General features: G+C 41.3%; 12 protein-coding genes. 8 read left to right on the top strand and 4 right to left on the bottom strand.

Annotated features, from left to right (window positions below; translation table 11 throughout):
• The 3 genes from P767_RS15885 to P767_RS0104590 all read left to right on the top strand — a co-directional run.
• The coding region (locus P767_RS15885; protein ID WP_037351626.1) for an aspartate carbamoyltransferase catalytic subunit at window positions 1-778 on the top strand (778 nt) is incomplete at its 5' end.
• An 11-nt stretch (window positions 779-789) separates the two neighbouring features.
• Entirely contained in the window at window positions 790-1,260 is a 471-nt protein-coding gene (gene coaD / locus P767_RS0104595; RefSeq protein ID WP_026751768.1) for a pantetheine-phosphate adenylyltransferase, read from the top strand.
• Between the two features lie 4 nt (window positions 1,261-1,264).
• Window positions 1,265-1,696, top strand: a complete 432-nt coding sequence (locus P767_RS0104590) for a hotdog fold thioesterase (protein ID WP_157611368.1) — start codon at window positions 1,265-1,267, stop codon at window positions 1,694-1,696.
• Here P767_RS0104590 and P767_RS15880 read toward each other — a convergent pair.
• Window positions 1,653-2,105, bottom strand: a complete 453-nt coding sequence (locus P767_RS15880) for an NUDIX hydrolase (RefSeq protein ID WP_051417123.1) — start codon at window positions 2,103-2,105, stop codon at window positions 1,653-1,655. The genes P767_RS0104590 and P767_RS15880 overlap by 44 nt on opposite strands.
• Before the next feature lie 43 nt (window positions 2,106-2,148).
• On the opposite strand from P767_RS15880, the gene pyrE reads away from it, so the two are divergent.
• Window positions 2,149-2,778: an orotate phosphoribosyltransferase gene (pyrE, locus tag P767_RS0104580; protein WP_026763580.1), complete on the top strand. Its 630-nt coding sequence runs from the start codon at window positions 2,149-2,151 to the stop codon at window positions 2,776-2,778.
• A 119-nt stretch (window positions 2,779-2,897) separates the two neighbouring features.
• On the top strand, window positions 2,898-3,260 hold the full coding sequence (locus P767_RS0104575) for a copper chaperone (RefSeq protein WP_157611367.1): 363 nt from the start codon (window positions 2,898-2,900) through the stop codon (window positions 3,258-3,260).
• Between the two features lie 2 nt (window positions 3,261-3,262).
• Here the strand turns inward: P767_RS0104575 and P767_RS0104570 are convergent, their stop codons facing one another.
• A complete protein-coding gene (locus P767_RS0104570) occupies window positions 3,263-3,712 on the bottom strand; it encodes an LEA/WHy family protein (RefSeq protein ID WP_026763578.1) in 450 nt (149 codons plus the stop codon).
• A 260-nt stretch (window positions 3,713-3,972) separates the two neighbouring features.
• Between P767_RS0104570 and P767_RS0104565 the strand changes: the two genes are divergently transcribed.
• The 3 genes from P767_RS0104565 to P767_RS0104555 all read left to right on the top strand — a co-directional run bounded on the left by P767_RS0104565 (window position 3,973) and on the right by P767_RS0104555 (window position 10,129).
• Window positions 3,973-4,611, top strand: a complete 639-nt coding sequence (locus tag P767_RS0104565; RefSeq protein WP_026763577.1) for a WbqC family protein — start codon at window positions 3,973-3,975, stop codon at window positions 4,609-4,611.
• A 78-nt stretch (window positions 4,612-4,689) separates the two neighbouring features.
• The gene (locus P767_RS0104560; protein ID WP_026763576.1) at window positions 4,690-9,102 is read left to right on the top strand and encodes a T9SS C-terminal target domain-containing protein; all 4,413 of its coding nucleotides are present in this window, start codon (window positions 4,690-4,692) and stop codon (window positions 9,100-9,102) included.
• A 1-nt stretch (window position 9,103) separates the two neighbouring features.
• The gene (locus tag P767_RS0104555) at window positions 9,104-10,129 is read left to right on the top strand and encodes a PorP/SprF family type IX secretion system membrane protein (protein WP_026763575.1); all 1,026 of its coding nucleotides are present in this window, start codon (window positions 9,104-9,106) and stop codon (window positions 10,127-10,129) included.
• Window positions 10,130-10,158: 29 nt separating this feature from the next.
• Here P767_RS0104555 and P767_RS0104550 read toward each other — a convergent pair whose 3' ends face one another.
• Window positions 10,159-10,647 carry a GNAT family N-acetyltransferase gene (locus P767_RS0104550; RefSeq protein ID WP_026763574.1) on the bottom strand — a complete coding sequence of 163 codons (489 nt, stop codon included), beginning with the start codon at window positions 10,645-10,647 and terminating at the stop codon, window positions 10,159-10,161.
• 1 nt (window position 10,648) lies between these two features.
• A complete protein-coding gene (gene pgi / locus P767_RS0104545; RefSeq protein ID WP_026763573.1) occupies window positions 10,649-12,316 on the bottom strand; it encodes a glucose-6-phosphate isomerase in 1,668 nt (555 codons plus the stop codon).
• Window positions 12,317-12,389: the final 73 nt, after the last annotated feature.

Raw genomic sequence — 12,389 nt, 5'->3', positions numbered from 1 at the left:
CTACGAAAATTCTACCAGAACCAGGATGTCTTTTGAACTGGCAGAAAGAAGATTGTCTGCTGATGTACTGAACTTTGCTGCAAGCAGTTCTTCGGCTGCAAAGGGAGAAACCTTACTGGATACGGTGAATAATATCCTGAGTATGAAAGTGGATCTGGTAGTAATGCGACACAGTGCATCCGGGGCGCCCCATTTTCTGGCAAAGCATATTCCTGCTGCCATTGTGAATGCAGGAGATGGAATTAATGAACATCCCACACAGGCTTTGCTGGATGCATTTTCCATGCAGGAAAGAACGGGTAGAATTGAGGGGTTGAAAGTGGCAATTATCGGAGACATTATGCACAGCAGGGTTGCGCTAAGCAATATGTACCTGCTGAAAAAAATGGGTGCTGAAATTATGGTTGTAGGACCACCCACATTAATTCCCAAATACCTGGAGCAAGCACTGGGTGTAAGGGTTACCTATAATTTACAGGAAGCATTGCAATGGTGCGATGTAGCTAACGTACTCAGAATACAACTGGAAAGACAGAATCAGCCGCTATTTTCTTCGCTTAGAGAATACAATCTGGCTTATGGAATAAAACAATCCGTACTGGATAAACTGAACAAGGAAATCGTTATTATGCACCCGGGACCCATCAACAGAGGAGTGGAACTGGACAGTGATGTAGCAGATGGACCTCATTCCATCATATTGAATCAGGTTGAAAATGGTGTTGCGGTGAGGATGGCCGTGTTATACCTATTGGCAGGAAGAACCAACGAAAATTAATTCCCAATCCCATGCAAAGAATCTGTTTATTTCCGGGAACCTTTGATCCTGTAACACTGGGTCATACGGATATTATTAAAAGGGCACTACCCTTGTTCGATAAAATAGTGGTAGGGATTGGTATCAATTCTATCAAGAATCCCATGTTTAGTGCAGAGCAGCGGATGCAGTGGTTCCGCGAGATTTTCTCAGATGAACCCAGAGTAGAAAGTGTCGCTTACGATGGATTAACCGTTCAGTTCTGTAAGCAAATTGGTGCGAGATTTATATTGAGAGGTATTCGTTACGTAAGTGATTTTGAATACGAAAAAACCATTGCGGATGCCAACCGCACTTTGGATAATCAGATAGAAACTATCTTCCTTACCGGAGAACCCAAGTACACATCTGTGGCTTCTACCATTGTAAGGGATATTATTAAAAACGGGGGAGATGCTTCTCCCTTCCTGCCTCAGGCAGTCATCAACACGCTAAAAAAATAATTGCATGATCTGGTTTAATAAAAACCTATCCATTGATCAGTTTGATGGAATGGGGAAAGATACATTAGGGGAACACCTGGGTATGAAGTTTACTGAAATCGGCCCCGATTATTTAAGAGCAACCATGCCAGTTGATCACAGAACCAAACAGCCGTACGGATTATTGCATGGCGGGGCTTCTGTTGCATTGGCAGAGACCCTGGGAAGTGTAGGTGCTGCGTTGGTGGTAGATCACAATGAATTCATTTGCGTTGGTCAGGAAATCAATGCCAATCATTTGCGCAGTGTACGCAATGGCATTGTAACCGGAACCGCCAAACCCATCCATATAGGCGCCAGCTCACAGGTATGGGAAATTAAAATTCACGACGAAAGAGATCACCTGGTTTGTATCAGTCGTTTAACCGTGGCTGTTTTAAAAAGAAAAGACCGGTAATTTCCCGAATCGTATCAAAACTATTTTTTAGCAATTGAGGAACCTCCTGTAAAGGCACCCATCTGATATCGGTAATATCTTCTTCTGTTTGTGGAATCAAAGCCGGACTACCTTTCACATTCATGGAATACCAATGCGTTTCTTTAATCACTTCTTCTTTAATGTAAGGGTCAAAATATTGATGACGGGTAATGCCGAGTAGCTCTCCCAATTGCAGATATCCAACCCCTGTTTCTTCTTCCACTTCCCTCAGCGCACAGGCTTCCATGGTTTCACCGGCATCCAGCTTGCCTTTCGGCAAATCCCAGAAGCCTCTTCGAAAAATCATCAGCAACTCATGGTGTTCATTCAGTAACAATCCACCCCCAGCCTTAATTATTTTCATTTCATTTTCCTGAATACTGTGCATATTTCCCTCTTTTCACAATGAAAATAGGAATTACTTTTGTAGCATGACAAATGAAAAAGCAGTAGCAGAGAAATTACTACAGGTTCAGGCCATCAAATTAAGTCCTGCACAGCCCTTTACCTGGGCAAGTGGCTGGAAAAGCCCCATTTATTGCGACAACAGAAAGGTTTTGTCTTTTCCCTATGTGCGCGATTTTGTAAAGAGTGAATTGTGCAGTGTAATTTTTGAACAGTACCCGGAAGCGACTGTATTGGCAGGTGTTGCCACTGCTGGTATTCCCTGGGGAGCTATGGCTGCGGACCAGCTGAAACTGCCTTTTGTTTATGTAAGACCCAAGCCTAAAGAACATGGTCTGGGCAATCAGATTGAAGGGGCATTGGAGAAGGGGCAGCAGGTACTCGTTATAGAGGATCTTATTTCTACCGGAAAGAGCAGTCTGCAGGTAGTGGATGTATTGCGTGCAGCTGGCGCTGAGATTGTAGGGATGGTGTCTATTTTCAACTATGGTTTTAATACTGCAAAAGAAGCCTGTGAAGCCGCAGGGGTTAAAACCAGTAGCCTGACTAATTATCCAACTTTAATAGAGTTGGCTATTGAGAAGGGATTGGTAACGGCTGATACCAAAGAGACCCTGATGCAATGGAGCCAGGATCCGGCCAGTTGGGGCAAATAATATACATGGTATAATATTTGCATTTTATCAACCGAAAGTTCAATTAAGCGCATTTAGCATGAACCCTTAAAGGATTCTACAATGAAAAAATCTTACTGGCGGGGGCTTTATTATTGTCTTTGCAAGCAATTGCACAGCAACCCAAACAACAATGGGTAACCATTAAATCAGACAATCTGAAGTGCTGGGAGTGTAAAGTGATTTTAGAGAAATACCTGGTACAGGCCAATAAATCTACAATGGAATCCGGGCTTATTCAATGGAAAATCAATCTGTTACAAGGGGAAATTAAAGTTCAATTCTGGCCAGACCGGGCCGATGAGTCCATGATTAAAGCCGCTTTAAACAATGCGGGTTTTGATGCCAATGATGAAAAGGCTGTGCCGGAATCCTATGCCAAATTACCGCCGATTTGTAAGAGAGCTGAGGATGGAGGTGGTCCAAAGCCTCCCAAACCCTGTCATATTCCTCCAGTGCAATAAGTTTATTTAAACAGGTTAAATTCCTGTCGTCCTTCATAGGTAAAGGGAAAGGTTTTAAAAATGCCCCCTTTACCTATTTTTATATTCCCCTTAGCCTTAATGGTCATTTCCTTTTTGAATAATAACTGGGCCGCATTTTTGTAGAGATTCTGCATGTTGATATTGATGGACGAGGGGAGTACGAATTCACTGTTTTTGGGAATTCGCATTAAAGTGTCCAGCTGAAATTTCCCCAGGTAGGTATTGTCGATATATACATCGCTGTCTACCTTTTTGAGGTCTAATCCAAATTTATTGGGGTTAAAGTACACCAGTTCAAAATTCAGTTTGGACTGATTAAAACCCAGTTGCTTGATTTCAAAATTCTGGACAGTCCGGTATTCCAATTCTTTAGGAGCAGCACAACCAGCGAAAATAAAAGCCAGAAAAAGGTAGAGTGGGAGTGATTTCAAGGAGAGTAAATTTTATTCGAAAATAGGGGATTTTCTTCCGGCAACGCGTTAAAATTTTGTAACTTGTAGGCTAATCTATTTAGCAAAATCAGCCAAAAAACATTCATTTTTATCTGATAAATTATTTAGTAGTATTATTATTTGTTAATCAATTGAATTATAATATTTTATGACATATAATTGAATTAATAATTAAAATAAATTATTCCCAATAATCAATCATTCAGTTAAATATCAATAGGCTTTCAACAAATTTAATAATGAGTACTTTATTAATTGAATATCAATATTTTGGAACAGTTAATTACTATAAAACTTTGTTTCATTTTTCAAATATAAAATTTGAAGAATATGAAAACTTTCAAAAAGGTAGTTTTCGAAACAGAACCCCCGTTCCCGGAGCCAATGGGGTAATTAATTTATCGGTCCCCCTGCAAAAAGGGCGAGACCAGAAAGCGCTGTTCCGGGACATCAAAATTGACTACAGAGAGAATTGGATGGTTCAGCATATTAGAACTTTGGATGCTTGTTACAACCGGGCTCCCTTTTACGAATTTTACAGAGACAGTATTCGGGATCTGCTGAATCAGGAGGAAACGCACCTGATGTCCCTGGATAAAAAACTGGTCCATTGGGTTTTAAAAATGCTAAAAGCCAAGCCCCATATTTCTGCAACGGAAACTTATGACCGTATAGTTGAGGGGGATATAGTAGATGCCAGGAATACCGTTCTGCCTGGTAAGGAACTAAATGAAAATTTGAATTTTACAGTAGCTGAATATGATCAGGTTTTTAGAGACAGAATTGGATTTAAACCCAATATGAGTATTCTGGATTTGCTTTTTTGCGAGGGGCCTGCCTCGGCTGGTCTATTGAAAAGCAGCGATAGCCGATTTTAATAGCTCTACGTTTTAGAATTTCCCATTATTAGAGTATTATTGTTATTCAATTGCTGACAGGAGAAAGCCCCCGAACTGATGAAGAATTTTAGTTTTCTATTTTTACTATTGTTATTTGCATTTAACGTTACTAACGCACAGGATTTTTCGAATAGAGGGAAGGATTTTTGGCTGGCTTATCCAGCGCATGTGGATGGAACTACATCCCGAATGGCATTGTATATTTCATCTACTGAAAATACAAATGGTGTAGTTGAACTGGATGGAAGAACAATTCCATTTTCTGTTACAGCCAATCAGGCTACCACGGTTCAGATTTCTCCCAATTTATATCAGGTCTACAATGCACAATCAGATGGAACCAATGCGGGAAAAGGGATACATGTGACTTCTGAAAAACCGATTGTACTTTATTCTCATATCCTGAATGCGGCCCGATCGGGTTCTACTTTGGTATTTCCCACTAATGTACTGGGAAAGGAATATATATCATTGAACTTTACTCAAATTCCCAATCAAGGCAGGAGTCAGATTACTGTAGTTGCAACCGAGGACAATACAACGGTAGAATTGAATTTAAAAGCCAATAGTTCAGGATCTCCTATTAGAATTGCAGGGCAGGCTTACACAGTATCACTCAATAAGGGGGATGTATATCAGGTTCAATCTACTTCCGATTTAACTGGCTCCTCCATACGAAGCATATCAACAACTGGCTCTACCTGTAAAGCCATTGCTGTTTTCACTGGATCTTCCTGGACCGGATTTTGTACTCCCAGTGTAACTAGCTCGAGTGGTGGAGATAATTTATTTCAGCAGGTTTTTCCTTCCAATGCCTGGGGCAGAAACTATATTACGGCACCTTTTGCCAGAAAGCAGGGTGATTTGTACAGAATCATTGTTAAGGATCCCACTACAGTGGTTACAGTAAATGCAGTTCAGTTGAATGCCAATACGCTGAAACAGAATAGTTATTACGACTTAACCAGTTTTCAGGCCAATATTATTACATCTGACAAACCCATTCTGGTGGTTCAATACATGACTTCTCAAAGTTGTGATGGAGGTAATATCGGAGATCCGGAAATCATTACCATTAATCCCCTGGAGCAAACAATAAATAATGTTACGGTGATTTCTGCCAGGAGGGATTTAACTCCGCCCAATACCAACATTACGGTTCATTTTTTGAATGTTATTATGAAGACTGCTAATACAGGCAGTCTGAAAATTGATGGTGCAGCTCCAGCTTCCAGTTGGATAGCCATTCCTAATTCCGATTACTCTTATCTGCGAGAAGATGTAACCGGAAGCACCCAAACCAATCCAAGTCATAATATACAGGCAGATAGCGGCTTTATTGCCATTGCCTATGGCATGGGGAATGTAGAGAGTTATGGGTACAATGCAGGTACCAATATTGTAGACCTGAATCCTCCGGTAAGCATTCAAAACCAGTTTCCAAGCATTGCATCTGTAAATTATTCTGCCACCTGCGTGGGAACCAACTTTTCTATTAAACTGGCGTTAAGCTACCAGCCCACTAAGATTGTGCTTGACTTTTCCAACTCAAACCAATTGACCGGGCCTCCTTCATTAACGTATAATCCATCCAACCACGATTCAACTTATACCTCCAACGGCAAAACCTATTACGTTTATAAAATTCCTCAATCCTATACATTTACTGCAGCAGGCACTTATCCGGTTAAATTCACAACCACTTCCTTGTCTCCGCAATCAGACGGCTGCAGTAATACCAATGAGCAGGAAATAACAGATAATATTGTGGTAGGAGAAGCCCCGCTGGCTAAATTTAATATAGCTTCCATCGATACCGGCTGTATTTCAGCTCCTGTTCAGTTAACCGATCAATCAACCGGATCCGGCAGAGCCATTGTTGCCTGGAACTGGGACTTTGGTGACGGCACTATTTCAACAGATAAAAATCCATCTAAGACTTTCACTGCCGCTGGAAATTATTCCGTAAAACTTTCTGCCATATCCGATTTTGGATGCGTTGCTTCTGAAACGGTTGCTGTTAATTTATCCAACAAGCCGCTGGCTAAGTTTACCGTTCCTGCCATTACCTGCGAGAACAGCAATATTGTTTTTACAGATGCCTCTACCATTACTGCCGGAGCCGCGAATCATACCATTGCCCAATGGAAATGGAATCTGGACAATGGGGCAGGAGTGGTTACTCAAAATACCAATGCAGCCCAATCGCAAACCTATAGTACCTGGGGTGCTAAGAACGTTTATCTGAATGTAATCAGTAATACGGGCTGTGTTAGTGATACCTTCCGTTTGCCAGGTGGGTTCAGTGCCAATCCATTACCGGTAGTGGGTTTTGTTTTACCCGAAGTTTGTTTAAACGATGCTACTGCAACTTTTACAGATACTTCTAAAATTGCCGATGGTTCTGAAGCAGGCTTCAGTTATCTGTGGAAATTCGATGATGGGGTATCCACTGTGCCCGCTGATAAAAGGCCGGTTCCTTTAAGTACTAACACTACAGCCAAAACAGTATCTCCCAGCTATAAGTGGTTCGGAAATTATACGGTTAGCCTGGATGTTACATCCAACAAGGGTTGTGTAACTACAGAATCCAAATCATTCACAGTGAATGGTAGTACCCCTATTCCTAAATTTGAAGTGGCCAATCTGCTGAATGGAATTCCTTTATGTACGAATGACTCTATTAAAATAATTAATCAGAGCACTGTTGATTTTGGTGAGGTGACCAAACTGGAAGTCTATTGGGACTTTGCCGGAGCTCCTTTAACAGCAATCACCGATCAAAGTCCGGTAATAAATAAAGCCTATGCCATCCGGTATGGAATTCCTACCACTGCTTCAACACCGGCAACCAAGGATTATTCCGTGATGATCAAAGCTTATTCCGGTCAGTCTGAATCCTGCTCTAAAACAATTACGAAAATTGTTCCGGTAACCTATGCCCCTGCAGTCAGTTTCTCAGACATCAGAGATATCTGCTACGATGCAACACCAAGGCTCATTACACAGGGATCCTTTATATCTGCAATTAATGCAACCTCAACTTATTCGGGTAAAGGAATCAGCGCTGCAGGCTTGCTCAATCCCATAACAACCGGAGTAGGCAACGACACTTTAAAATATTTTGTGCAGAACAATGCAGGCTGCAAAGATTCTGCTTTTCAGCCCATTACCGTATGGCCTTCTCCTGTTGCGAAGTGGGGAATTGCTGATCCCGCCTGCGAAAAAAACAATCTGCTTTTTACTGATAGCTCTGTTGCCAATTTCAGCAATATTGTTACCTGGAACTGGAACTTCGGAGATGGACAAAACAGTTCAAGAACGAATAATACTCCTTTCTCTCACGTTTTTGATACAGCGCAATCCTACACTGCTTCACTACAGGTTATTACAGATAGTGGTTGTGTAAGTCCGGTTAATCAACAAGTTATACGTATACATCATCTTCCTAAACCTGCTTTCAGTTTACCTGAAATTTGCTTGCCGGATGGAAGAGGCAAATTCCTGAATAATAGCAGTATTGCTGATGGCTCAGAAGCCTTATTCAGTTATGCCTGGAATTTCGGAGACCCCAATGATCCCAGTACTTCAACATTAAAAGAGCCTACTCATCGCTATACAACTACCGGAAATAAAGATGTTAAATTAACGATTACAACAAAAGATGGTTGTGTGGATTCTTTAACGCAAACCCTTACCACCATTTACCCCTGGCCCAAAGCCAACCTGGTTGCTTCAACAACAGAAGTTTGTATGGGAGATATCATTCAGTTCAGCGATCAGGGCAACGGCTTTACCAGCAACCCAGTTCGTTGGGAGTGGAATCTGGGCGGTTCTGATCGATCCACCCTACAGAATCCTTCCAAAGCATTTACCGATTCAGGAAGTTTTACAGTGAGTTATTATTTCTATAACTCACAGGGTTGTGTAAGTGATACCGTTAGCCAGATTGTTACAGTGCATCCTTATCCGGTATTAGAACTGGGCCCTAACCTGGTGGTGCTGGAAGGAGGTACCAAGGCATTGAAACCGGAGTGGGTTTATGGAACCAATCTGAATTATCAGTGGACTCCAGCTACCTATTTAAACAGCACAACAGATTCTGTTCCTAAAACAACTCCTTTGGGCGATATTACCTATCGGTTGAATCTTACAGGAATTGGAGGATGTACCGTTTCAGATACCCTATTTGTTAAACTACTGTTGGCGCCTGTAATTCCGAATGCATTTTCACCCAATGGAGATGGCATTCACGATCGCTGGAGAATTCAATACCTTGAAAGTTATCCGGGAGCAACAGTAGATGTGTATGACAGATATGGAGGATTGGTATTCAGCAGTATTGAATATGCAGTGGATTGGGATGGAACCCGCAACGGAAAGCCATTGCCTATTGGAACCTATTATTATGTGATTAACCCAAAGAACGGTAGAAAAATCATCACCGGTTCTGTAACAATTATAAGATAAGATGAGGCATAAGGGATTTCTTTTTTTGGTGGGATTGGGACTGGCATTCATAGCGAGCGCTCAGCAACGCCCTTATTACACCCAGTATATCATGAATAATTTCATGATTAATCCAGCGGTTGCCGGTATTGAAAATTACTGGGATGTAAAAGCCAGTCATAGAATGCAATGGGTGGGGTTGCAGGATGCCCCTGTTACCACGTATCTTTCCATGCATGGTCCGCTAAAAAAAGATCCTTATCAATCTGCTTCTGCAACCGGTTTCAGAGCACCCGGAATGAATCCTAGGGGAGAAGCTTACTGGAGAGATTATCAGGCAGCACCTTCTCATCATGGAGTGGGTTTTACTGTTCTTAATGACAAAACAGGACCATTGAACCGATTTGCTGCTTACGGAACTTACAGTTATCATATTGGATTATCTCCAACAACCAATTTGTCGGCGGGTATTTCAGCAGGTATTACCAATATGAGTCTGGATGCTTCCAAATTGAATTTCGGTAATACAACCGTTGATCCGGCAGTAGCTTCAAGTGGTATAATCAATAGAATCAAGCCTGATATCAGTGCCGGGCTTTGGTTGTACTCAAGGGATTATTTTATTGGACTGGCAGCACAACAAATCATACCTCAGAATATTGCATTCTCCGACAATACGGTCTCTTTAACAAAAGGAAAGCTGGTGCCCCATCTTTTTTTAAGTGCGGGTTACAGGATACCCATTTCAGAAGATTTCACTTTGCTTCCTTCTGCATTAATAAGATACATTAGCCCCTTACCACTCGGATTTGACATCAATGCCAAATTACAATACCAGGACTTATTGTGGGCAGGAACTTCTTACAGATACAAAGATGGTTTTGCTGCGATGGTAGGGATTAATATCAGTAATACACTGAATATCGGTTACTCCTACGATATACAAACTTCGCGTTTGAATACCATCAGCAAAGGAACACATGAAATCCTGTTTGGATTTTTAATAGGCAATCGATTTGGAGACTGGTGTCCAACCAAGCTTTGGTGAGACTGATCATTTTCGCATGAGCTGGCCTATCACAGCTTTCTGAGCATCCATATATCACAACCATTGTGACCTGAATTTCCCATGGGGCCTTGTAAATAGTGGAAGCCAAACTGCTCGTAAACTTTTACTGCTTTATTTAATTCGGGCATGGTTTCCAGATACACTTCAGTATAACCCGCTTTTTTGGCTTCTGCTAAAACATAGTCAATCATTTTTCTTCCCAAACCCATGCCACGAACAGAAGCATTCAGGTACATTTTTACCAATTCGCAGGTGGTAGCTGGCAAACCTTCGGTAGGGAAGTATCCTGAACCACCCACAATTACGCCATCTTTTTCTGCAATATAATAGCCGCTTTCAGGAGTGGAGGCAAATAGCTCAAACAAATGGTCGGTAGTATCATCATAATATACGGTCCCCGGTTTATTGGCACCGAATTCTGTTAATGCAGTACGAATAATATGCGCAATAGCTGCATTGTCCGCTGGTTGTATTGGCCTGATGGTAACCGCATCCATATTAAGCCTCCGATTGTTTTCTGAAATTCTTGAAACTATTAATTAAGCCGTTTGTGGATGAATCGTGGCTGCTAACCGGAGTTTCATTGGTTAGTTCCGGTAAAATTTTATTGGCCAGTTCCTTGCCCAATTCCACACCCCATTGATCGTAACTGAAAATATTCCAGATAATTCCCTGAACAAATATTTTGTGTTCGTATAAAGCAATCAGCATACCAAGGGTAGAAGGGTCAATTTGTTTTACCAGAATTGAATTAGTGGGTTTATTTCCAGAAAATACTTTGAAAGGACTTAGTTTTTTTATTTCCTCGTCTTTCTTTTCGGCTTTCATTAATTCTACCTTCACTTCATTCTCAGACTTGCCGTTCATTAAGGCTTCTGTCTGTGCAAAAAAGTTTGACAAAAGTTTTACATGGTGATCTCCAATTGGATTGTGAGAAATAGCAGGGGCAATAAAATCGCAGGGAATCAAGGGGGTACCCTGATGAATTAATTGATAAAAAGCATGCTGACCATTGGTGCCGGGCTCGCCCCAGATTATTGGACCTGTTGCATAATTCACCGGGTTTCCGTTACGGTCGGTACTCTTACCATTGCTCTCCATATTTCCTTGCTGAAAATAAGCTGCAAAGCGGTGCATATACTGGTCGTATGGCAAAATGGCTTCACTCTGTGCACCAAAGAAATTGGTGTACCAGATGCCCAGCAATGCCATGATTACCGGAATATTCTGCTGGAATTTTTCATTTCTGAAATGTTCATCTGATTTATAGGCCCCTTTTAATAAGGCTTCAAAATGGTTGTATCCAATAGTTAAAGCAATAGACAAACCAATGGCACTCCACAAGGAATACCTGCCGCCAACCCAGTCCCAGAACTCAAACATATTGTTCTTGTCTATACCAAAAGCAGTAACCGCTTTTTCATTGGTGCTTAAGGCCACAAAATGTTTGGCAATATGGGCTTCGTCCTTTGCATGCTCCAGGAACCAGTTTCTGGCAGTAAATGCATTGGTCATGGTTTCCTGTGTAGTAAAAGTTTTAGATGCAACCAGGAACAGGGTTTCTTCCGGATTAACTTTTTTTAGTGTTTCAGCAATATGGGTTCCATCAACATTGCTAACAAAATAAGATTGGATTCCTTCAACCCAATAAGGTTTTAGCGCTTCAGTAACCATCACGGGTCCCAGGTCGCTACCACCAATACCAATATTTACAATGTATTTGATGGCTTTGCCGGTATATCCTTTCCAGCATTGACTGTGGACCTGTTCACAAAAGGCAGCCATTTGCTGCTGTACCTTTTTAATTTTAGGCATGATGTCTTTTCCATCAACCAGAATTGGGGTGTCTGAAAAATTGCGCAATGCAGTATGTAATACCGATCTGTTCTCTGTTTCATTGATTTTTATCCCTGCAAACTGATCTCTGATGGCTTCGCTCAGCTGACATTCTTCGGCCAGCTGAAACAACAACTGCATGGTTTTGGGATTGATAATATTTTTGGAAAAATCAAATACCAACTGGTCTAAACAAAGGGAAAAGTGTTGAAATCTTTCCGGATCTGCAGCAAAAAGGTCTTTCATATGCTTTCTGCTCATCTCATCGTCGTAATGCTTCTTTAATAAAAACCAGGCTTGTGTACTCGTAGGATTAATTCTTGGTAGCATATTCTAAATATCTGCAGTTCAATTTTAAGGCGTACGTAATAACTTCGTATAGCATACATTATACGTAAGTTAT

This window comes from Sediminibacterium salmoneum NBRC 103935 (assembly GCF_000511175.1).
Classification (GTDB): Bacteria; Bacteroidota; Bacteroidia; order Chitinophagales; family Chitinophagaceae; genus Sediminibacterium; species Sediminibacterium salmoneum.
This window is presented reverse-complemented; position numbering and strand designations above follow the sequence as displayed.

Coding starts and splice junctions, on each gene's coding strand:
- coaD (WP_026751768.1), top strand. CDS start 790: ATGCAAAGAATCTGTTTATTTCCGGGAACCTTTGATCCTGTAACACTG.
- P767_RS0104590 (WP_157611368.1), top strand. CDS start 1,265: ATGATCTGGTTTAATAAAAACCTATCCATTGATCAGTTTGATGGAATG.
- pgi (WP_026763573.1), bottom strand. CDS start 12,316: ATGCTACCAAGAATTAATCCTACGAGTACACAAGCCTGGTTTTTATTA.
- P767_RS0104560 (WP_026763576.1), top strand. CDS start 4,690: ATGAAGAATTTTAGTTTTCTATTTTTACTATTGTTATTTGCATTTAAC.
- pyrE (WP_026763580.1), top strand. CDS start 2,149: ATGACAAATGAAAAAGCAGTAGCAGAGAAATTACTACAGGTTCAGGCC.
- P767_RS15880 (WP_051417123.1), bottom strand. CDS start 2,105: ATGCACAGTATTCAGGAAAATGAAATGAAAATAATTAAGGCTGGGGGT.
- P767_RS0104555 (WP_026763575.1), top strand. CDS start 9,104: ATGAGGCATAAGGGATTTCTTTTTTTGGTGGGATTGGGACTGGCATTC.
- P767_RS0104565 (WP_026763577.1), top strand. CDS start 3,973: ATGAGTACTTTATTAATTGAATATCAATATTTTGGAACAGTTAATTAC.
- P767_RS0104550 (WP_026763574.1), bottom strand. CDS start 10,647: ATGGATGCGGTTACCATCAGGCCAATACAACCAGCGGACAATGCAGCT.